General features: G+C 66.2%; 19 protein-coding genes. 6 read left to right on the top strand and 13 right to left on the bottom strand.

Annotated elements, in window-relative coordinates; all coding sequences use genetic code 11:
• Positions 1-8: 8 nt before the first annotated feature.
• On the top strand, positions 9-461 hold the full coding sequence (locus AC4ELH_RS32610; protein WP_064936043.1) for a cupin domain-containing protein: 453 nt from the start codon (positions 9-11) through the stop codon (positions 459-461).
• Here AC4ELH_RS32610 and AC4ELH_RS32605 read toward each other — a convergent pair.
• From AC4ELH_RS32605 to AC4ELH_RS32545, 13 genes are all read right to left on the bottom strand, one after another.
• Positions 436-1209, bottom strand: coding sequence for a VOC family protein (locus AC4ELH_RS32605; RefSeq protein WP_064887298.1), 774 nt, complete (start codon positions 1207-1209; stop codon positions 436-438). The two genes, AC4ELH_RS32610 and AC4ELH_RS32605, sit on opposite strands and share 26 nt — an antisense overlap.
• Positions 1210-1280: 71 nt before the next feature.
• Positions 1281-1841 (bottom strand): hypothetical protein, encoded by a 561-nt coding sequence (locus AC4ELH_RS32600; protein ID WP_498888968.1) that lies wholly within the window; start codon positions 1839-1841, stop codon positions 1281-1283.
• Between the two features lie 18 nt (positions 1842-1859).
• On the bottom strand, positions 1860-2903 hold the full coding sequence (locus AC4ELH_RS32595) for an acyl-CoA dehydrogenase family protein (protein ID WP_498888966.1): 1044 nt from the start codon (positions 2901-2903) through the stop codon (positions 1860-1862).
• Positions 2904-4067 carry an acyl-CoA dehydrogenase family protein gene (locus AC4ELH_RS32590; RefSeq protein WP_498888964.1) on the bottom strand — a complete coding sequence of 388 codons (1164 nt, stop codon included), beginning with the start codon at positions 4065-4067 and terminating at the stop codon, positions 2904-2906.
• The gene (locus tag AC4ELH_RS32585; RefSeq protein WP_448441770.1) at positions 4064-4987 is read right to left on the bottom strand and encodes an acyl-CoA dehydrogenase family protein; all 924 of its coding nucleotides are present in this window, start codon (positions 4985-4987) and stop codon (positions 4064-4066) included. The genes AC4ELH_RS32590 and AC4ELH_RS32585 overlap by 4 nt, the downstream gene beginning before the upstream one ends.
• 5 nt (positions 4988-4992) lie before the next feature.
• The gene (locus AC4ELH_RS32580; protein WP_498888961.1) at positions 4993-6162 is read right to left on the bottom strand and encodes an acyl-CoA dehydrogenase family protein; all 1170 of its coding nucleotides are present in this window, start codon (positions 6160-6162) and stop codon (positions 4993-4995) included.
• Between the two features lie 33 nt (positions 6163-6195).
• On the bottom strand, positions 6196-7347 hold the full coding sequence (locus AC4ELH_RS32575; RefSeq protein WP_498888959.1) for a CaiB/BaiF CoA transferase family protein: 1152 nt from the start codon (positions 7345-7347) through the stop codon (positions 6196-6198).
• Positions 7344-8267 carry an SDR family NAD(P)-dependent oxidoreductase gene (locus tag AC4ELH_RS32570; RefSeq protein WP_498888957.1) on the bottom strand — a complete coding sequence of 308 codons (924 nt, stop codon included), beginning with the start codon at positions 8265-8267 and terminating at the stop codon, positions 7344-7346. The genes AC4ELH_RS32575 and AC4ELH_RS32570 overlap by 4 nt, the downstream gene beginning before the upstream one ends.
• A complete protein-coding gene (locus AC4ELH_RS32565; RefSeq protein WP_498888955.1) occupies positions 8264-9094 on the bottom strand; it encodes a TauD/TfdA dioxygenase family protein in 831 nt (276 codons plus the stop codon). Before AC4ELH_RS32565 ends, AC4ELH_RS32570 begins: the two co-directional genes overlap by 4 nt.
• Complete coding sequence (locus AC4ELH_RS32560; protein WP_498888953.1) at positions 9091-10947, bottom strand: flavin-containing monooxygenase; 1857 nt, start codon at positions 10945-10947, stop codon at positions 9091-9093. Before AC4ELH_RS32560 ends, AC4ELH_RS32565 begins: the two co-directional genes overlap by 4 nt.
• Positions 10944-12116 carry an LLM class flavin-dependent oxidoreductase gene (locus AC4ELH_RS32555; RefSeq protein WP_055117395.1) on the bottom strand — a complete coding sequence of 391 codons (1173 nt, stop codon included), beginning with the start codon at positions 12114-12116 and terminating at the stop codon, positions 10944-10946. Before AC4ELH_RS32555 ends, AC4ELH_RS32560 begins: the two co-directional genes overlap by 4 nt.
• A 65-nt stretch (positions 12117-12181) precedes the next feature.
• Positions 12182-13597, bottom strand: coding sequence for an aromatic ring-hydroxylating oxygenase subunit alpha (locus AC4ELH_RS32550; protein ID WP_498888950.1), 1416 nt, complete (start codon positions 13595-13597; stop codon positions 12182-12184).
• Positions 13597-14442 (bottom strand): SDR family NAD(P)-dependent oxidoreductase, encoded by an 846-nt coding sequence (locus tag AC4ELH_RS32545; RefSeq protein ID WP_498888948.1) that lies wholly within the window; start codon positions 14440-14442, stop codon positions 13597-13599. Before AC4ELH_RS32545 ends, AC4ELH_RS32550 begins: the two co-directional genes overlap by 1 nt.
• A gap of 153 nt (positions 14443-14595) precedes the next feature.
• On the opposite strand from AC4ELH_RS32545, the gene AC4ELH_RS32540 reads away from it, so the two are divergent.
• From AC4ELH_RS32540 to AC4ELH_RS32520, 5 genes are read left to right on the top strand one after another with little or no spacing between them, the layout of a single operon-like run.
• Entirely contained in the window at positions 14596-16206 is a 1611-nt protein-coding gene (locus AC4ELH_RS32540) for a Vgb family protein (RefSeq protein ID WP_498888946.1), read from the top strand.
• A 5-nt stretch (positions 16207-16211) separates the two neighbouring features.
• Positions 16212-16949, top strand: a complete 738-nt coding sequence (locus AC4ELH_RS32535; protein WP_448441751.1) for a GntR family transcriptional regulator — start codon at positions 16212-16214, stop codon at positions 16947-16949.
• Between the two features lie 18 nt (positions 16950-16967).
• The gene (locus tag AC4ELH_RS32530) at positions 16968-18524 is read left to right on the top strand and encodes an AMP-binding protein (protein WP_448441749.1); all 1557 of its coding nucleotides are present in this window, start codon (positions 16968-16970) and stop codon (positions 18522-18524) included.
• On the top strand, positions 18524-19291 hold the full coding sequence (locus AC4ELH_RS32525) for an SDR family NAD(P)-dependent oxidoreductase (RefSeq protein ID WP_498888943.1): 768 nt from the start codon (positions 18524-18526) through the stop codon (positions 19289-19291). The genes AC4ELH_RS32530 and AC4ELH_RS32525 overlap by 1 nt, the downstream gene beginning before the upstream one ends.
• On the top strand, positions 19288-20772 hold the full coding sequence (locus AC4ELH_RS32520; protein ID WP_498888941.1) for an acyl-CoA synthetase: 1485 nt from the start codon (positions 19288-19290) through the stop codon (positions 20770-20772). Before AC4ELH_RS32525 ends, AC4ELH_RS32520 begins: the two co-directional genes overlap by 4 nt.
• The last annotated feature ends 155 nt before the right edge of the window (positions 20773-20927 follow it).

Genomic DNA, 20927 nt, shown 5'->3' with positions numbered 1-20927 from the left:
TATCGGTTGTGACCGAACTCCCCGACTGGGCCAGACAGCTCGACCTCGCCCCGCACCCCGAGGGCGGGTGGTACCGAGAAACATGGCGCAGCGAACTGACGGTGAGCCAGTCTTCGCTGCCACCGGGCTACTCCGGGCCGCGCAGCGCCGGCACCGCGATCCTGTTCCTGCTGATGCCTGGCCAACAGTCGGCCTGGCACACCGTCCGCAGCGCCGAACTGTGGTTCCACCATCGGGGCAGCCCGCTGGTCCTGGAGATCGGCGCGGACCGGAACACGGCGGGCACCCGCCTGCTGGGCCCGGACATCGAAGCCGGGCAGCACCCGCAACTGCTGGTGCCGCCCGGCCACTGGCAGCGCGCAAAGCCCCGCGACGACGAGCCGGCCCTGGTCAGTTGCGTGGTGGTGCCAGGCTTCGACTTCGCCGACTTCGCGCTCAGCCCTGCAGCGACGACAGATTGAAGCCGGCCCCGGTCGGATCGGCCACCGCGGCCAGCCGCCCGTAGGGGGTGTCCTCGGCCGCACGCACCACCGAACCACCGTTGGCGACTAACAGCTCGATCGTCTTGTCCACGTCATCGGATCCGAAGAACGTGGTCCAGGCCGACGGCGCGCCTTCGGGGATGAACGCCGCCCCGTCCATCACACCGACCAATTCCTCACCATCAAATGATGCTGTGCTGTAACGGAACTCATCGGTATCCGACACGACCTGGGTGGTCCAGCCGAACACCGTCCGATAGAAGTCCAGCGCCTTGGCGTAGTCACTGGTGGTCAGCTGGTGATACACCGGTGCGCCGGCCTCGTTGAACAGGGCGAAGCCGTCGTGCCCCGCAGGCTGCCAGATACCGAAGAACCCGTTCGCGGTGTCGGTCATCATCGCCATCCGCCCCTTGGCCGGAATGTCCATCACGCCACCGCAATTGCTCCCGCCGGCGGCGATCGTCGCCGCCACCGTGGCATCGGCATCGGCGGTGTGCAGGTAGGTGGTCCAGGCATCGGGTGCATTCCACTGCGGATCATTGCGCATCAACCCGGCGACCACCTGACCATCGACCGCCGCGGTGACATAACCGCCGTACTCGGGACCGCCGGTTTCGAACGTCCACCCGAACACCGCACCGTAGAACTGCTGGGCACGCTCAAGGTCGGACGTGGCCAGGTCGATCCAATTGGGGGCGCCCAGCGGGGCGCTCTGACGGGTAACCACGATATTTCTCCTTCACGGAATGGACAGTCGCTAGGTCTGACCACTGCCGCGCGGAAAACTCATCGCCCGGTTCAACAACTGATGGTCTGATCCGGCCGACCTCGGTCGTCCAGCGTGATGGTGGTCGGTCCGCCACGCAACAGCTCGACCCGCACCGTCCTCGGACCGGTCCACTCGACATCTTTGAGCCCGTCACGGTCGCCGTTGACGCAACCCAGATAATTCTCCCGCGACAGCAGACCGTTGTCGGTGTACACCTGCACCGACGTGATCGGGTCGATCGTGATCCCGCCGCCTCTGAACACGACCAGCTCCATGTCACCGTTCGGTGATGGGAGCCGTTGGCTCTCTTTCCCACGTCCGCCGCTGGCAAGCAACATCGCAAACCACGCCATGCCGCCCCACACCACGCCGATCACCACGATCAGCACCACGCCCAGCCATTTGACCACCGGCTGACGAATCCCCAACCCCCAGGCGATGGCCAGCGCCACGCAACCTGCCACGCCGAAGATCACGGGGTGGAGCAGAAACGGACGCAGACGGTAGTAGTCGGACAACAGAAACCCGGCAGCGACCAGACCGCAGAAAAATACGCCGACAATCGCTGATACCCGCGCGCCTACCCGCACGCAGCTACTGTACGCAGCTCACCGATAACGCTGCGCGACCTTGGCGCGGTGCTCGGCGGGCGAGCTGTAGAGCGAACGGTTGAGCGCGGCTCGCTTGAGATAGACGTGCACCCGGCTCTCCCAGGTGTAGCCGATGCCGCCGTGCAACTGCATGGCCTTGCCGGCCACCTCGACAGCGGCCTCGGTCGTGTACGCCTTGGCCATGGAAACCGCGCGGGGATCGAGAGACGCGATGGCGGCCCCGACGAGCTGTCTGGCCACCGAGATCTGCACCAGCATGTCGGCGCAGGCGTGCTTGACGGCCTGGAACGAGCCGATCGGACGGCCGAACTGTTGGCGAACCCCGGTGTAGGACACCGTGGTATCGAGCATGGCCTGCGCGACACCGAGACTGTCGCAGGCAACCGCGAGCGCGGCCCGGTCGGTGAGTGCATCCAAGCCGGAGTCGGGAGCACCATCGAAATGCCAGACCGCGTCCTCGTCGACCTCGATACCCTCGGCCGTCACGGTGGCGAGCGTGCGGGTCTCGTCGAGCACCGGTTGCTCGGTGACCGTGAGACCGGGTGAGCCGGCCGCCACGTCCACCAGCACCGCCACGCCATCGGCGTCACGGGCAGGCAGAAGCAGCCGTTGAGCTCCGACGACGTCCGGTACAAACGCGGCACTGCCGTGGATGCGCCAGCCCAGCCTGGTGGTGGCCAGTTCGAAGGGCGCCGGATCGCCTGCTCCGGGCAGCGCGATCGCGGTCCGGATACTTCCGGACACGACGGCCTTGAGCAGTGCGTCGCGCGATTCATTGGGGTGCACCATATTCAGGACACCGATGGCCAGCACGGCACCGCCCAGATAACCGGTGGCCGCGGCGGCCCGACCGAGCTCCTCGCAGATCACCGCGACCTCGGCGAACGTGGCGCCGGCACCACCGGCATCCTCCGGCGCATCCAGCCCGATCCAGCCTGCCGAGATCAGCAGCGGCCAGTCGATGGTGTCCTTGGCCAGCAGATCGGCTGCTACCGAACGCAGCTCGTCGTGGATCGCCGCAAAATCAGGAACGTCGCTCATCTACACCGCACTCGGTTCTCGTGGCAGGCTCAGTCCGCGCTCACCGATGATGGTGCGCTGGATCTCGCTGGCGCCGCCGGGGATGGTCCATTCCCACGATCCGATGAAATCGAGCATCCAGGATCCCGACTCCCATCCGCTGGAAGCCGGTTTGGTCAGCACAGTGTGGGCGGCCAGGCCACCGATCTCGGCACCGAAACCCGTCATCCGCTGCAACAGTTCGCTGTAGTAGAGCTTGACGATCGAGGCGTCGGCCGGTCCGGCCTTCCCTGCCTCGGTGCGCTCGACCAGATCTCGGCACAGCCCACGCAGGCCAGTCAGCTCGATTTCGAACTGCGCCAACCGGTCTGCCACCACCGGATCATCTGTCGGCGCAGCCTCCAGCAGCCAGGTGAAACCGGCATTGCCCAGGCGTTCGGACAGTTCGAGCATGGTCATGCCACGTTCAGCACCGAGGGTGGCCTGGGCGACCTGCCAGCCCTTGTTCACCGGGCCGATCAGGTTGGCCGCGGGCACCACCACATCGTTGAGGAAGATCTCGCAGAAATGCGAATCCCCCACGGCATTTCGGATCGGCCGCACATCGATGCCAGGTGTGGTCATGTCCATCAGGAAGTACGAGATGCCGTGCCGCTTGGGTGCGTCCGGATCGGTGCGGGCCAGCAGCAGACACCAGTCGGCGTGCATCGCGCCGCTGGCCCACAGCTTCTGGCCGTTGACGATGAAGTTGTCGCCATCAGCTCTGGCCGTGGTACGTAGCGCCGCGAGGTCGGATCCGGCCTCCGGCTCGGAGAAACCCTGTACCCAGATCTCACCGTCGAGGATGGCGGGCAGGTGTCTGCTGCGCTGCGCGTCGGTACCCGCCGCGAGCAGCGTGGACGCGGCGTGGTGGATCCCGACGAACGCCAGCACCAGGCGGGGCGCATCGTGGGCGGCCAATTCCTGGTACAGCACGATCTGCTGAGGCACGGACATGCCGCCGCCCCATTCGACAGGCCAGTGCGGCACGGCGTACCCGGAAGTGTGCAGCTCGGCGAACCAGGATTTCTGGAACGACACGAACTCTTCGTCGCCGACGCCGGTCTGGTTGGGGCGCCAGTCCTTCGGTACGTGGCGTGCGCACCAGTCCTTGACGGTGGTGCGGAAATCGTCGAGGTCCGTCATGACGAGAACAATCCGGTGAGTCCGCGCCGGCCCAGCCGAGCGGTGAGGGTATCGCGGGTCTTGGACACCCCGAACGGCAAGCGGCGCAACGGCTGGCTGTAGCGCGACAACCAGGACAGTACGGTCTCGTCGCAGAAGCCGACGGCTCCGTGCAGCTGGTGGCACACCCGGAAGACCACCTCTGCTGCCTCGATCGTGGCCAGTCGTAACGCCAGTGCGTCGTTGATCGCCTCGTCTGCGGGGTGGATGCCCAGGCTCCACAGCGCGTGTTTGGCCAGCATGTCGACACCGCTGCGCTCCACTTCAGCGTCGGTCAGCTGGAACTGCACACTCTGGAAGGCCGACAGCGGCTGGCCGAACTGCTTGCGCAGACTGACATGCGCGACCGTCAGGTCGATGGCCCGATCCAGCATGCCGAGCAGCGTCCACGACGGCAGCACCAGGCCCAAGGCGACATCTGCGGTGCCCGCGTCGTCCAGCGCCGACAGTTCCAGTGCGGTGGTGAATGACGGACCCGACGCACCCGTCTTGGTCACTGTGCTGCGCTGACCATCCAATGTGACAGTGGCCCAGCGGTTGTCCAGGCCCTGCAGCGCCGCCTCGGGCGCGTCGGGATCGACGATGACCAGGCCGTCGACGTCGAGGTTTGCCGGGCGCGAAAGCCGCTCGGCCACCGGATAGGGCAGTGCCCAATAGCCCGCACTGCGACACAGGGCAGCTGCGGCTTCCAACGAGTCCGCATCGGTGCGCGGCTCCAGTTCGAAGGCGCCGAGACTTTCCAGCACGGGCGTGGTCAGGCCGGCGCGGGTGTGCGGCTTGGCGTCGGCCTGAGCCAGCAGCTGATCGCCGCCAGCTGCTTCGAATGCCTTCAGAGCCTGACGGCCATACTCTTTCGCGTCATCGCTGAGATCGAGAATCATCGCCGTCACGCCTTTCCGGCCAGCAAGGTGCGCGACAGCAGGATGCGCTGCATCTCGATGCTGCCCGAGGACACCGTCGACGCCTGCGAGTACCGCCAATGGTCCTCGACCTCGGCGCGGAAGTACTCGGCTTCCGGGCTTCCACCTCGGGGCACCGCGGCGGCGATCTCCATGAGCACCTCGGCACTCTCCTGGTCCAGCCTCGTCACCGCGATCCGATATGCCGCGGAGTCACCGGGATTCACCCTCCCGGTGGCCTGCATCGACACCACCCGATAGGCCATCAAACGGGCCCGGCGGCAGTGCGTGAGCATCCGGGTCCACCGGCCCCGCAGCTCGGCGGGCAGCTGCTCCCAGGCGTCGCCGAGGATCTCGGGTGCGGTTTGCAGTAGCCGCTCACAACGAGCGTAGCGGGCAATACCGACGCGCTCGAAGGACACCACGTCCTGCACGATCGACCAGCCCTGATCCACGGTGCCCAACACATCGGCCTCGGTGACCAAGAGGTCATCGAAGAACACCTCGTTGAGATGGTGCGGGCCCATCATGGTCCGGATCGGGCGCACCGTGATCCCCGGGGAATCCATCGGCACCAGGAAGATCGTCATGCCCTGTTGTTTCTTCTGGGTTGCGCCTTCTCCCACTTTGGAGGTGCGGGCCAGCAGGAAGATCCACTGCGCCATGGTGGCGTAGGAGGTCCAGATCTTCTGACCGTTGACCCGCCAGCCGTCGTCCTCCCGCCGGGCGAACGTACGCAGCGAGGCCAGGTCCGAACCCGCCTCAGGCTCGGAAAAGCCTTGGCACCAGATCACTTCACCGTTGGCGATCGGCGGCAGGTGCTTGCGCTGCTGCTCTTCCGTGCCGTGCCGCATGATGATCGGGCCCACCCAGTTGACACCCATGTACTGGGCACCGCGCGGTTCATGGTGCGCCCACATCTCCTCGCGCACCACCGTCTGCTCCCACACCGAGGCGTCGCCGCCGCCGAACTCCTTCGGCCACGACATGCACAGCAGGTGCTGTTGCGCCAGCGTGCGGCAGAACTGCTGGGCCACCGCAAGATCGGCGGGGTCATCGGTGAACGCACCGAGAAAATCGGCGGGCACCTGATCGGCGATCAGCGCCCGCAGCTCACCCCGCAGCGTGCCGGCCGCCTCGCCAAAATCGAAATCCACTCTTGGCCTTTCTGTTCCTGCTCTGGTACGCCGTTACCCGGCGATGTCCCGTGGGTCGAGCTCGGCGAGCACCGCGGCGGTATCCGCACCCAGTTCCGGTGCATACCCGGCCACGTGACCCGGAGTCCGGGAGAACCAGGTGGGCACGCCCGGCATCCGCACCCGGCCGTGCGGGGTGTCGACGGTCTCGAACAGCCCGACGGCATTGAGGTGCTCGTTCTCGAACAACGCGTCGGGAGTGAGCATGGGGGCCGCGGGAATCTCCAACTCCGCGAACAGATCCAGCCACTCCGCGGTAGTGCGCTCCTTGAGAGTCTGCGCCACCAGCCCGTACACCGTGTCGATCTGCCGGGCGCGCTGTTCGAGTGTCGCGAACTGTTCGGTGTTCCACGCGGGCTGCACTCGGTCGATGAAGGCGTTCCAGTGCTTGTCGTTGTAGACGAGCGCCGCGATGTGACCGTCCTTGGTCTCGTACGGCTTGCGGTTGGGAGTGACCGCCCGCGGATACACCGCGGGCCCCAGCGGGGGGTCGAACATGGCGCCGTTGGCATGTTCGACCAGCATGAAGGAGGCCATGGTCTCGAACATGCTGACCTCGACCTCCTGCCCCTCGCCGGTGCGCTCCCGGTGGAACAAGGCCATCGTCGTGGCGTACAGCGCGGTCAGTCCGGCCACCTTGTCGGCCATGATGGTGCCCACGTAGGAGGCCTCGCCGGTCAATTGCTGTTGTACCGCGGGCAATCCGCACTCGGCCTGGATGGTGTCGTCGTAGGCCGGCCGGTCGGCGTCCGGGCCGCGCCGGCCATACCCGTAGCAATTGGTGTAGACGATGCCCGGGTTGATCGCGGCCACGTCGTCGTAGCCGAAGCCGAGCTTGGCGATGGCCTTGGCCCGCATCGAGTGAATGAACACGTCGGCGTCGGCGATCAGAGCGCGCAGGTCGGCCTTGCCCTGTTCCGACCGCAGATCCAGCACCACACTGCGCTTGCCGCGGTTGACGTTGACGAAGACGCCACTCATCCCGGGAGCCGGGCCCACCGAGATGTAACGGGTGTTGTCGCCGGCCGGTGTCTCGACCTTGATCACGTCGGCGCCCATGTCGGCCATGATCTGCGTGCAGTACGGCCCCATCACCATGGCGGTGAGATCAACGACCCGAACCCCTTGCAATGGACCGGTTCTCATGATCGGGCTCCCTCTGCTGCACGTCCGAAGCTGTAGCGGATGTGGTCGGCGTGCCCGTCAGGAACGACCGGGAAGATCACCGGCTCGCTCACGTCGCGGATGCGGTCTATCTGCTCGCCGACCTCCTCTACGGTCCACGATGGCTGGTACACCCCGGGCGACTCGGCGACGACGCCACGGGCGATGCGCCCGGCGATCGCCACCAAGAACTCGCCGGTGACCGAACAGGTTTCATGGGCCAGCCAGCCCACTGCCGGGGCCACGAGGTCCGCGCCCATCGGCGGGTAGGCCGAGGTGTCCAGACCTTCGGCCATCCGGGTCACCGCGCCCGGAACGATCGCGTTGCACAACACACCTTCGGCGGCACCTTCCAGTGCCACCACATTGCACAGGCCGAGGATCCCGGCCTTGGCCGCAGCGTAGTTGGCCACCTCGTGGTTGCCGTACAGCCCGCCGATCGACGAGGTCAGCACCACACGCCCGTACCCGGCCTGGCACATGAGCGGAAAAGCCGGGCGCACAACGTGGAACGCGCCGTGCAGGTGCACGTCGAGCACGGCGTCAAAATCGTCGTAGCTCATCTCTTTGAGCGACGCGCGGCGCACCGTGCCGGCGTTGTGTATCAGGATGTCGATGCGGCCGAAGCGCTCGACGGCCGCATCGATGATGGCCTGACCGCCTTCAGCGGTCACCACCGAGTCGGTGACGGCAATGGCTTCTCCACCGGCCGAGACGATTTCGTCGGCCACCTGCTGCGCCGGTGCGGTGTCGGTCCCGTCTCCTGTGAGGCTGCCACCAGGATCGTTGACGACGACCTTTGCGCCCCTCGACGCGAGTAGCAGGGCGTATTCGCGGCCCAGTCCCCGTCCGGCGCCGGTGATGACGGCGACGCGATCGTCGAATCTGAGGAGTGTGCTCAAGCGAAGGGCTCCTCGCCCTCGAGTTTGGTGCGCTGCAACAGCCGTCCCGACGTCGGGTCATACGGTGTGGCCCGGTGCATGGTTCCGGTGTTGTCCCAGATCACCAGGTCACCGACGGTCCACTTGTGCCGGTAGGTGAAGTCCGGCTGGGTGGCCCAATCCCGAAGCCGCACCAGCAGTTCGGCGCTCTTGCGGAAGTCGATGTCGGTGATGTGCCGTGCGGTGGCACCCAGCACCAGCGACTTGCGGCCGGACTGATGCGTCCACACCAACGGCAGTTCCCGGTCACCGATCGCCATCATCCGGCGCAGCGCCTTCGCGCTGGGTTCCGGGTCGTAGTAGAACATCGTGTTCCACGCCGAATGCATCACCCGCAGACCCTCGATCTCGGCCTTGTCCTCATCGGACAGGTCGTCGTAGGCGGCGTAGGTGTTGCAGAACTCGGTGTCGCCTTCCTCCGGGTTGCCCAGCGCGACGCTCTGCAGCAGCGAGGCCAGAATCGGCACCTCGTTCATCGTGCCGTCGATGTGCCAGTACAGCGAGCCCTTGAGATAGTCGGCCTGCTTGTTCACCTCGGTATCGAGAGAGACTTTGTACAGCTTCTCGCCCTGGTGCTCGGGAGCGAACGTGCCCAGGGTTTCGGTGAACGCGATCTGCTCGTCATCGGTGAACCCGATCTGCGGGAACACCAGTACTCCGCGCTGCTCGAGCAGTTCTCGGATCCGCCCGGCGTGCTCCCCCGACAGCAGCGCAGCCTTGTCGGCCCGGATCTCGGTTCCGATGCGCGGCTTGATATCCCGGGTCTGAAGAGCGGTCGTAGTCGTCATGAGGTGAGCTCTAATCCGTCGAGGTCGCCCTTGGCGCGCCAGTCGGCGATCAGTTCGTCGAAGGCGTAGAACCCCGGCGAGTAGAAATCACCGAGGAACGCGCCGTTGCGTTCGGCACCACCGCGGCCCTCGTTGTTGTAGTAGCCGGGCGTGCACGACAATTCGAACGCCGAGTTGTCGATCGACAGTTCACGGACCGTCGAAACCCAGCTGTCCTGCCCTTCCTGGCTCGGCTCGACCGTGGTGGCGCCCCGGTTCTGCGCCTCGGCGATGATGTAGGCGATGTGCTTGGCCTGCTGTTCGAACATCGCCGTGGTGTTGGCCGACACGCCGCCCTGGATGAAGCCCATGAAGAACTGATTGGGGAAGCCACGGCTGGTCATCCCGTGCAGGGTCTTGTAGTCGTTCTGCCAGTAGTCGAACAGCTCCAGCCCATCGCGGCCCACGATCTTGTCGATCGCGAACCGGCGGCTGATCTCGGTGGAGATCTCGAAGCCACTTGCGAAAACCACGCAGTCGACCTCGTATTCGACGCCGTCGGCGACAATCCCCTTCTCGGTCAACCGCTCGACACCCTTGGATGCCGAGACGTCCACGAGCGTCACGTTGGGGCGGTTGAACGTGGACAGATAATGCTCACTGGACGTCGGTCGCTTACACATGAAGCGGTAGTACGGCTTGAGCGCCTCGGCGGTATCGGGGTCCTCGACGATCTCGGCGACGAGCCGCCGCAGCCGCTCCATGATCTTGAAGTCTTCTTCTTCCCGGAACGCCATGATCTGCTCGATGGTCACTTCGGCGGGGTTCTCGCTCGCCGCGATCCGGGCGGTCAGGTTGCGTCCGAGCTCGGTCCAGAAGTCGCACACCAGGTCTGGTTCGCCGAACACCACACCGACGAACGGCGACCAGTTGTGGAAGTTGCGCTTGCGCTCCTCCTGCCAGCCGGGTTGCAGGGACGCGGCCCAGGCCGGATCGGTGGGCGGGTTGGTCCGGGCGTCCACCGAGGACGGCGTGCGCTGGAAGACGAAGAGTTCCTTGGCGTCGCGGCCGAGGTGCGGTACCAGCTGGATACCGGTTGCGCCGGTGCCGACAAGGGCGACGCGTTTGTCGGCCAGCTTGTGCAGGCCGCCGTCTGCGGTGCCTCCGGTGTAGTCGTAGTCCCAGCGCGCCGAGTGGAACACGTGTCCGCCCGCGGCCTTGTATTCCTTGATACCGGGGATGCCCGGCAGCTTCGGCACGTTGTAGGAGCCCTGCGCCATGACGACGAAGCGGGCGCGGATGTCGTCGCCCCGGTCGGTGCTGATCCGCCATCTCTGCGTCTCGTCCTCCCAACGCAGTTCGCGCACCTGGGTGGAGAACAACGCGCCGTCGTAGAGGCCGAAATGCTTACCGATGTTGCGGCAGTGCTGGAAGATCTCGGCGCCGTCGGCGAATTTCTTGCTCGGCATGAAGTCGAGTTCTTCGAGCAGCGGGATGTAGCAGTAGGCGTCGTTGTCGCACTGGATTCCGGGGAAGCGGTTCCAGTACCACACCCCGCCGAAGTCACCCGCCATCTCGATGACCCGGATGCCCTCGACACCGGCCTTCTTCAAGTACGCCCCGGCCAGCAGGCCGGCGAAACCACCGCCGAGGATGACGACGTCGGCGTCCTCGGCGATCGGGTCGCGCTCGGTCACTGTGGTGTAAGGGTCGACCTCGGAGAACTCGGCGAAATCACCGTCCAGTTCCAGGTACTGGTCACCACCCTCGGGTCGCAGACGCTTGGCCCGCTCGGCGGCGTACTTCTCCCGGATCGCGTCGACGTCGAAATCGGTTGGGGTTTCGGTGGGCCCGCACGTGTTCGGTTGGGTCATGCGTTGGCCTTCTCGGGGAGAGCGGCGGCGTGCAAGGGAGCGGGCATGTCATGAACCGCGGGCAGCACCTCGGCGGCGAACAGCTTGGTGGACTCCATCGCCTTCTCGTACGGCATGGTGCCGAACTGCGGGACGATGGTGACCTCACAGAACGAGCAGGCCTCCTGGGCCGCCTTGAGCTTCTCGAACACCGTCTCGGGGGTGCCGATCAGCAGGTTGGAGGCGTGGTACCCAGGCGGGCCGCCCTTCTTCTGGTTGCCGACCTCGGAAGCCAGCACCGCGGTGGCGCTGGCCTCGCGGGCGGCGTAGGCCTCGTAGCCCTTGACCCCCTTGAAGTTGGACGCGTCGGCAAAGCCGTAGTGCACGTTGACATCCCGATTGGCCGTCCAGATCCACTCTTCGGTTTGAGCGACCTCGTCCTCGGAGCCCACGCAGTACATGAACATCACGTTCTTGGGCTGACAGGGCCCCAGGCCTTCCTCGGCACGGAAGGTGTTGACCTTGCGCACCTCCTCACCGGCATCGGTGATCGGCTTGTTGCCGACGAACAGTGGGACCATGCCGCGACGGGACAGGATCTCCAGCGACTCGGCGGTCGAGGACGAGCTGTAGATGCGGTCGAACAGGTCGGTGCTGATCGGCTCGGGTCGCAGCGACATCTCCGGGAACGAGAAGATCTTGCCCTCGTAGGAGAACCGCTCACCGGAGAAGGCCAGCTTGAGGATGTCCAGCGTCTCGTTGAAGCGGTCGCGGCTCTCCTCGCGCGGCACACCCACGGCTGCGAACTCGCCCTTGGAGACGCCACGACCCAGGCCGATCGTGGTGTAGCGACCGTTGGAGACGATGTCGAGGTAGGCGATCTGGGTGGCGAGCCGGATCGGGTTCCACCATGGCACCACCGCCACGAACGTGCCCAGGCTGACCCGCTCGGTGCGTCCGGCGAAGTAGGTCAGGGCCTGGATCGGGTTGGGCGTCATGCCGTATGGCGTGCCGTGGTGCTCGGGGAACCAGATCCCGTCGAAGCCGAGCGGCTCGGCGAGGTCGCCGAGGGCCAGCGCGGCCTGCACGCACTTGTAGTCGGGGGTGGCCGGCGGGGTGCTGAAGTCACCGGCCAGCACGCGCTCCCAGTCGTGGGAGTTCTGCGCTCCCGTACCCAGATTGACCTTCATGTTGTCTCCTTACTCGGCGATTTGTGTGCATTTGGCGGCGCTGACCGCCGCTGGACGCACCCAAATCACTGGATGTCTCGGGGTTCTCCGGTGCCCATGTACTTGGAAAGTTGGTAATGCAGGTTGACCGTGCTGCGTTCGCGGTAGGGATTCGGCAGAGTTCCGGGGAAGCCTGCCGATTTCATCCCCTGTTGCACCGCCGCCATGTTCGAGAAATCCTGCGGCAGCACCGACAGCCAGTTCGGTGAATCTTTCGGGGTGTAGGCCCATTCGGTGTCCGGCTCTTCGCCTTTCGGGTACAGCTCGAAGACAGCGACCTCGAAGATGCACTTGTCCGGGTTGTAACTCGGATCGGGCCGTGCGGCATAGCACAGCGCACTGGTCAGGCCCTGCCCCACCTGGAAGTTCGGGAAGATCTGCCAAGCCGTGCCGCTCTGCCCGAGGATGTCGGGCGGGATGGTCGGCCAGGTCACGCCACGTGCCTCGTCATCGCGGCGGGCCGAGGCCAGCCAGTGCTGCAGCACCTCGTCGGCGGGCGTGCCCTCGGGCAGCTCGTCGACGAGCCGCTTGGCGGCGTTCACCAAGGTCTTCGTCGTCGTCGCGTTGGTCTCTTCCATGGTGTAGACCTGCATCTCGGCAGTGGAGATGCGCGGATCACCGATTCCCAGACGGATCTTGGACTTGGTCTCGTCCAGGCCCTTCGGCGCGTCGTAGCCGATGTTGCTGTGCTTGCCCTGCGCCTTGGCCCAGCCCTTGAACTCGCCGAACTTGTTGAACTCCGGGTGCGTGGTGAACACGTGGTAGGTCTCGTTGAAGGCCTCCATCGCGACCTTCCAGTTGCAGTCGAAATACAACCATTTGCGCCACTTGTAGCGCATGTTCTCCAGACCGAACGGGTCGAGGATCTTGGCCGCCGGCATCAGGTAGTCGGCCAGCGATTCGCAGTCCGGATCCATGTTGATGAACAGCCACCCGCCCCAGGTGTCCACCTGCACGGGAGCGAGGTGGGTGTTGCGCGGGGTGAGTTTGCCCTGCCAGTCGTCCTGTTCCCGGATATGCGTGCAGGTTCCGTCGAGACCGTAGGTCCAGCCATGGAATCCGCAGACGAAGGACTTCCGCGCCCGGCCGGTCGCGTTCTTGGCGCCCTCGGGATTGTCGATGAGCTTGCGTCCGCGGTGCATGCAGACGTTGTGGTGGGCAGTGAACTCATTCGGGCCCGTACGCACGACGATGATGGAGTCGTCGAGGATGTCGTAGGTCAGGTAGCTTCCGACCTCGGGAATCTCCTCGACCCGGCCGACCTGCTGCCAGACCTTGCGCCACAGTCGATCTCGTTCGGCGCGAGCGTAACTCTCGGAGATGTAGGCCTCGACCGGGATGGTGGTCGGCTGTGACAAGTCCTCGGCGATCTCTCCGCTCGCGCCATCCGGTTCGGCATCGACCTCCAGCGTCGCGTCGAGATGGGATTCGGTATGCGCCATCAGATCCTCCTGATCGCTTCGCGGAAGTCGTTGTCCTTGAGGAACAACGAGGTGTTGTCGGCACCGAGATGGGTCCAGCGCAGGTTGAGCCCGCCGTCGACCAGGATGGTCTGGCCGGTGATATAGCTCGACAGGTCCGAGAGCAGGAACAGGATGGCCCCGGCCTGCTCTTCGGGAGTACCGCGGCGGCCCATCGCGATCGCCCGCTGGTCCCGCTCGGGGTCGGCATCGACATAGGTTGCCGAGGCGGCGGTTTCGGTCACACCCGGGGCGACAGCATTGACCCGGATGCCTTCGGCGGCCAGCTCTGCGGCCATGGTCCGGGTGGCCGCCACGATCGCGGCCTTCGCCGTGCCGTAGGCGACGTGATACGGCGCGGTGTTCATCCCGCTGATCGAGGACACCGACACGATCGAGCCCGGGGTCCCCTGGCTGCGGATCTCAGCTGCCACAGCCTGGCTCATGAAGAACATGGTCTCCAGGTTCGCGGCGAACAGCTCGCGCCAGTCGGCCCGCGAGACCCGGGTGGCCGGCATCCAGGTGGACGGCGCCGCGCCGCCGGCGACATTCACCAGCCCGTACAGCGTTCCTTCGGCGGCCCGGGCCGCGTCGAGCACCGTCGCGATGCCCTCATCGGTGGAGGCGTCGGCGGCGACCGTCACCACGTTCAGTCCCTTGTCGGCCAACGGTACGACGTGGGTGTCGAGGTTGTCCTGCGACCGGCTCACCGCCACCAGCGTGGCCCCGGCCTCGGCTGCCATCCGCGTGACAGTGGTGCCGATGCCGCCGCCACCGGCGCCCGACACCACCACAACCCGGCCGTCCAAGCTCAGGGAACTGTCCATCCGCACCCCAATCGGCTTAATTGTCCGGACAACAAATGACGATCTTCATATTGGAGAACACTATTCCCCAGCACTTATTCAACCGTCAAGGGTCGATCCGAGGTTTTCGGCGGCTATTGTCTGGACTACGGCAAGTTGCTAACGTCCGAGGTCATGAGCGCCCTATCGGCAAATCCCGGCATCGCCAATGCGAGGTACACCGCAAACCCGTCCGTCGCCGAGAACTGGACGCTGCAGCAGGTCACGGGCCCCAGCAGGCTGTTCGGCGCGAACGGCCTGCGCACCGGACCCGATGGCCGGATCTACGTTGCCCAGGTCACCGGCAGCCAGATCAGCGCACTCGACGTGGAAACCGGACAGCTCGAAACCATCAGCGCCAAGGGCGGCGACATCATCGCCCCCGACGACGTCGCGTTCGACCCGAGCGGCAACCTGTATGCCACCGAGGTGATGGACGGCCGGGTCAGCGTGCGCGCCGCGGACGGCACCACCCGCGTCATGCGCGACGACATCCCCTCCGCGAACGGCATCACCTTCCATCAGGGACGGCTGTTCGTCGGAGAATGCCGCGAGGGTGGCCGGCTCATGGAGTTCGACCTGGCCGGCGGCGCCCCGCGCATCCTGCTGGAGAACGTGCCCTCGCCCAACGCCATGGAGGTGGGCCCCGACGGACTCCTCTACTTCCCCGTGATGGGCGCGAACGAGATCTGGCGCATTGACCCCAATGGCGGCGAGCCCCAGGTGGTGGCCGGCGGGCTCGGGGTACCGGACTCGGTCAAGTTCGACGCCGACGGCTATATCATCTCCACCCAGGTGGCCAGCGGCCAGGTGTTGCGCATCGACCCGCGCAATGGCGAGCAGACGCTGCTGGCCCAGCTCAACCCCGGCCTGGACAACTGCACCTTCGTCGACGACCGGCTCTTCGTCTCGAACTTCACCGGTGAGATCACCGAGATCTCATCGAGCGGCAGCCAGGCGGTACTGCCGGGTGGTTTGAACTGGCCGCTGGATCTGACCGTCGGCGCCGACGGCAACCTCTATGTCGCCGACGGCACCTACTTCTATCGGGTCGGCCCCGACGGGGACCTGCAGACAGTCGCGATGCTCTTCTCACCGGGCTATCCCGGTTTCCTCCGTGGGGTGACCGCCTCGGGCCCGGGAGAATTCATCGTCACGACCGCCGCCGACACCGTCGCACGCTTCCGCCCCGGGGCAGCCGACGAGGAGGTGAGCCAGGTTCTTGCCAGTGGAATCGACCAGCCCTACGGCGTGGCCCAGGCTCCCGATGGGTCCGTGGTGGTCGTCGAACAGGGTGCGGGACGGCTACTTTCGGTGCGCGACGGATCGGTCAGCGTCCTGGCCTCCGGCCTCGACACCCCGGTCGGGGTGGTGATCGGACCCGACAGCGCACCGCTGGTGTCGGTGGCCGGTGCGGTTGTGCGGGTGAGCGGCGGAGGTGTCGCGCCGCTGGTCGACGGATTGCACACGCCGCACGGCATTCTCGTGCGCGACGGCGTTCTCTACATCGTCGACTCGGGCAGCAAGGAGCTCATCGGCCACGATCTGAGCGATGCGGGCCGCACGACGATCGCCACCGGGCTGCCGGTCGGCCCGCCGCCCGGTGTGACCCCCAAACCGCTCAAGGGCATGCCGCCGTTCTCCGGCCCGCAGGGCCCGTTCGCCGGGATCACCGCGGGAACCGATGGGACGCTCTACATCTCGGGCGACGGCGACGGCAGCGTCCTGGCGCTGCGCAGAGGCTGACACCGATGACCGTCACGCCGGCCGACCACCGCTACCTGCAGGTCGCACGCACCCTCCGCAAGGAGATCGTCGACGGGGTGTACCCGGTGGGCTCGCAGTTGCCCACCGAACACGAACTGTGCGAGCGCTTCGAGGTCAGCCGCTACACCGTGCGCGAGGCGCTGCGGCGGCTGCGCGACGACAACCTGGTCACCTCACGGCCCCGTGCGGGCACCACGGTGGCCCAGCGAGCCGCGACCAATACCTATGCGCAGGACGTGGTCTCGATCAACGACCTGCTGGCCTTCGCCACCGGCGCCCAGTTCACGATCGAGTCCAATGCCATGGTCACGATCGACGGCGAGTTGGCCGAACGCACCGGACTCCCCCTCGGTGAGCAATGGCTGGCCGTCCGCGGCTACCGGCAGGCCGACGGTGACCCCGCGCCGGTGTGCCGCACCGAGTACTACGTCAACCGCAGCTTCGCAGCGGTGGGGCGGCTGCTGCAACGGCACTCCGGGCCGATCTTCCCGCTGATCGAGGATCTGTTCGGAGTCAGCATCGTCGAAGTGCACCAGGAAATCTCAGCGATCGTCACGTCGCCCGAGCTCGCCGCGGGCCTCAAGGTCACCGCAGGCACCGCGGCGCTGCAGATGCAACGGACCTATACCACCTCCGACGGCGAGATCGCTCAGGTTACCGTCAACACTCACCCGTCCGGCCGGTTCCGCCACTCCATGACGATGCGCCGGGTCAAGGGCTGAGGCGCGGTGCGAAATCTGGTGCGACGGGACCAGGCGCGTGCGACCGACGCCTACGCCCGGGGCCTGTGGGTGTCCACGACCCTGGCCGACGCGCTGGCCGATGCCGCGCGGGACAACCCCGACCGGGTGCTGCTGGTCGACGGGGAAACCAGGCTGACCGCCCACGAATTACACCGCCGGGCACAGGCTCTGGCGCTGCAGCTGGCCGCGTGGATGCCGGCCGGCAGCGTGGTGTCGTTCATGCTGCCCAACTGGCACGAGGCCGCGGCCATCTACCTCGGCGCCACGCTGGCGGGCATGGTGGTGAACCCGATCCTGCCGTCACTACGCGACCGGGAACTGTGCTTCATCCTCGACGACGCGCAGAGCCGGGCGATCTTCATCCCCGCCCAGTTCGGTAAACACGACTACGCGGCAATGCTGACCCGGGTGTGCAGCCAGATGGACAGGCCACCGGAGGTGGTGGTGCTGCGCGGAGATCCGGGGCCGCACCGCGCATTCGACGCGCTGCCGCCCGCTCCCGACCGAGACCTGCCCGCACTCGATCCGGACGACGTCCGCATGATCATGTACACCTCCGGCACCACCGGGCGCCCCAAAGGAGTACTGCACAGCCACAACTCGATCAACGCGCTGATCCTGCAGTTGCGCGAGCACTGGATGATCGACCCCGGCGACACCTTCCTGGTGCCCTCCCCCATCGCCCACATCGGTGGCTCCATCTATGCCTTCGAATGCCCCTTGCTGTTGGGCAGCACCGCGGTGTTGATGGAGCGCTGGAACGCCGAGGACGGCGTGGCTCTGATGACCGACCGCAAGTGCACCCACATGGCCGGGGCCACACCGTTTCTGGAACAACTGCTGGCCGCCGCCGAACACGCCGGCACCCGGCTTCCCGACCTCAAGGTGTTCATCTGCGGCGGCGCCTCGGTACCGCCGTCACTGATCCGGCGGGCGTCGGACTACTTCGACCGGGCCGTGGTAAGCCGCGTGTACGGCTCGACCGAGGTCCCGGTTACCACCGTCGGCTCACTGGCCCCGGGAGGCGTCGAGCACGCCGCCGAGACCGACGGCCGCCCAGGGATCGCCGAGGTCCGGCTCGTCTCCGGCGAGATCAGGGCTCGTGGCCCCCAGATGCTGCGGGGCTACCTGCACCCCGAGGACGAGATCGAATCCTTCGACGAGAACGGATTTTTCCGCACCGGGGACCTCGGCCGCTGGGTGGACGGCGACTATCTGCAGGTGACCGGACGGGCCAAAGACCTCATCATCCGCAACGGCGAGAACATCTCCCCCAAGGAAGTCGAGGACATCCTGGTCGGTGAACTCGGCATCACCGAGGCAGCCGTCGTCGGCCTGCCCGATGAACGCACCGGCGAACGTGCCTGCGCGGTGCTGGTGACCGCCGACGGCCAACGCCCCGACGTGGCAGACGTGGGCCGGGTGCTGGCCGAACACGGGCTGGCCCGGTTCAAGACACCCGAGCGGGTCGAGATCTGGGATGAACTGCCGAAGAACGACGCGGGCAAAGTGTTGAAGCATCAGATCCGAGCGACGCTGAAGGGGCACGACTAATGCAGGTTGCGATCGTCACGGGAGCCAGCAGTGGCATCGGATTCGGCTGTGCCACCGCGCTTGCCGAGGCAGGCATGGCGGTGCTCGGCACCGGCCGCGACGAGGACCGGCTGGCCGAACTCGAACGGGTCGCCCCGGATCGGATCGCGACACTGGCCGTCGACCTGACTGCCGATGACGCCCCACAACTAATCGTCGAGGCCGCACTATCCCGCTGGGGCCGCATCGACTTTCTGATCAACAACGCCGGAGTCGGCAGCCCCAAGCCCCTGCACGAGACCGATGACGAAACCCTCGACCACTTCCTGGGCATCATGCTGCGCGCACCATTTCGATTGGCCCGCGACGTCATCCCGCACCTGGGTTCTGGTTCGGCCATCATCAACATCACTTCGACGTTCGCCGTTGTCGGCGGCCTCCGCGGCGGGGCCTATTCGGCGGCCAAGGGCGGACTGACGGCGCTGACCACCCATATCGCCTGCCAGTACGGGGCCCAGGGCATCCGCTGCAATGCGGTGGCCCCGGGGGTGACGGTGACGCCGATGGTCGAACAACGGCTCAACGATCCCGGCTTCCGCAAGATGCAGACCGAGATGACTCCACACACCCGACTGGGCCGGGTCGAGGACATCGCGTCCACCGTCGCTTTCCTGTGCTCCGACGGGGGCAGCTTCATCAACGGTCAGACCATCGTCGTCGACGGCGGCTGGAGCTCGACGAAGTATCTTTCCGATTTCGCGCTGAACGCCAAGTGGGTTGCAGAGTGAACACTTTCGTGGTCCTCGATCAGGCCGCCGACCGGTTCGGCGACCAGGGCGCGGTGTTCCTGGGGGAACGCCAAGTCCGCACCTGGGCACAGTTGCGCGACCGGGTACTGCGACTGGCCACCACATTGAAGGCCCTCGGTGATCGCGGCACACGCATCGCCGTCGCCAGTGAGAACCGGCCCGAGATCATCGAGCTGATGTTCGCGATCTGGGCGGCCGAATGCGTGTTCGTGCCGATCAACTACAAGCTTCATCCTCGTGAGATGGCCGACATCCTCGACGATTCCGGTGCCGTGCAGGTGTTCGCCTCGGCCAAGGTCGCCGAGGGGCTGGCATCGGTGACCGGGGTGCCCGTCGAAACCATCGGTGACCAGACCTATGCGGCCCGGTTCGATGCCGGGCCCGCGGACCCGCCGTCGACCGATCCCGCGGCTCTGGCCTGGCTGTTCTACACCAGCGGCACCACCGGAAAGTCCAAGGGCGCCATGCTGTCCCATCGCAACCTGATGGCGATGACACTGGCGCACCTGGCCGATTTCGACGATCCGGACGAGCACTGCAGCCTGATCCACGGTGCCCCGATGTCCCACGGTTCCGGTCTGTACATCCCGCCCTACGTGCTGCGCGGCGCCCGTCAGGTGGTGCCCGAATCCGCCGCGTTCGAACCCGACGAGTTCCTGGACCTGTGCGGTCACCACCCCGGCAGCAGCGCGTTTCTGGCTCCGACCATGGTGCAGCGCCTGATCCAGACGGGCAGGCCCCGCCCCGAGAACCTGAAGACCGTGGTCTACGGCGGCGGGCCGATGTACGTCGACAGCCTCAAGAAGGCTCTGGCCGCCTACGGTCCGATCTTCGTGCAGCTCTACGGACAGGGCGAGGCGCCGATGACGATCACCGGACTGCGCCGGGCAGACCACGTCGGAGCGGACGACGCGACGCTGGGCTCGGTCGGATATCCGCGTTCGGGCGTCGAGGTGGCCGTGCTGAACGACGACGGCACCCACGCCGCCGTCGACGAGATCGGTGAGATCGTCTGCCGCGGCGACGTCGTCATGTCGGGCTACTGGAACAACCCGACCGCCACCGCCGCCACGCTCAAGGACGGCTGGCTGCACACCGGGGACATGGGTTCCTTCGATGCGCGCGGCTACCTCACCCTGCGCGACCGCTCCAAGGACGTGGTGATCAGCGGGGGCAGCAACATCTATCCCCGCGAGGTGGAGGAAGCGCTGCTGGAACACCCCGATGTGGTGGAGGCCGGTGTGGTGGGTGCACCCGATGCGGATTGGGGTGAGGTGGTGGTCGCGTTTGTGGTGGGCTCCGGAACAGGCAAAGTCGACGCCGCCACCCTGGATGCTCACCTGCTGGAACGCATCGCCCGGTTCAAGCGGCCCAAGCGCTACGAGTTCATCGACGCGCTGCCCAAGAACAGCTATGGCAAGGTGCTCAAGCGCGAACTGCGGGAGCGATTGAAGCGATGAGTGCTTGAGGGCCTGCTGAGCCGTTCTGCGGCGCCAAATGTTGAGGCCGCGACGGCAATCGGAACGTGAAGGCGACGTCTGTCAGTCCGCCGGGGCATGTGACCACACTTGCTCTTTGACTGTTGTAACTCAGAGGGGGCGGTCACATATGCGCC

This window comes from Mycobacterium shunyiense (assembly GCF_058270075.1).
The sequence above is the reverse complement of the archived record's forward strand: the minus strand, read 5'-3'. Positions and strand labels throughout refer to the sequence as shown.

Excerpts from the sequence above, each read along its gene's own strand:
- AC4ELH_RS32575 (WP_498888959.1), bottom strand. The coding sequence starts at position 7,347 with ATGAGAACCGGTCCATTGCAAGGGGTTCGGGTCGTTGATCTCACCGCC.
- AC4ELH_RS32545 (WP_498888948.1), bottom strand. The coding sequence starts at position 14,442 with ATGGACAGTTCCCTGAGCTTGGACGGCCGGGTTGTGGTGGTGTCGGGC.
- AC4ELH_RS32565 (WP_498888955.1), bottom strand. The coding sequence starts at position 9,094 with ATGACGACTACGACCGCTCTTCAGACCCGGGATATCAAGCCGCGCATC.
- AC4ELH_RS32555 (WP_055117395.1), bottom strand. The coding sequence starts at position 12,116 with ATGAAGGTCAATCTGGGTACGGGAGCGCAGAACTCCCACGACTGGGAG.
- AC4ELH_RS32550 (WP_498888950.1), bottom strand. The coding sequence starts at position 13,597 with ATGGCGCATACCGAATCCCATCTCGACGCGACGCTGGAGGTCGATGCC.
- AC4ELH_RS32595 (WP_498888966.1), bottom strand. The coding sequence starts at position 2,903 with ATGAGCGACGTTCCTGATTTTGCGGCGATCCACGACGAGCTGCGTTCG.
- AC4ELH_RS32525 (WP_498888943.1), top strand. The coding sequence starts at position 18,524 with ATGCAGGTTGCGATCGTCACGGGAGCCAGCAGTGGCATCGGATTCGGC.
- AC4ELH_RS32560 (WP_498888953.1), bottom strand. The coding sequence starts at position 10,947 with ATGACCCAACCGAACACGTGCGGGCCCACCGAAACCCCAACCGATTTC.
- AC4ELH_RS32590 (WP_498888964.1), bottom strand. The coding sequence starts at position 4,067 with ATGACGGACCTCGACGATTTCCGCACCACCGTCAAGGACTGGTGCGCA.
- AC4ELH_RS32585 (WP_448441770.1), bottom strand. The coding sequence starts at position 4,987 with ATGATTCTCGATCTCAGCGATGACGCGAAAGAGTATGGCCGTCAGGCT.
- AC4ELH_RS32535 (WP_448441751.1), top strand. The coding sequence starts at position 16,212 with ATGACCGTCACGCCGGCCGACCACCGCTACCTGCAGGTCGCACGCACC.
- AC4ELH_RS32540 (WP_498888946.1), top strand. The coding sequence starts at position 14,596 with ATGAGCGCCCTATCGGCAAATCCCGGCATCGCCAATGCGAGGTACACC.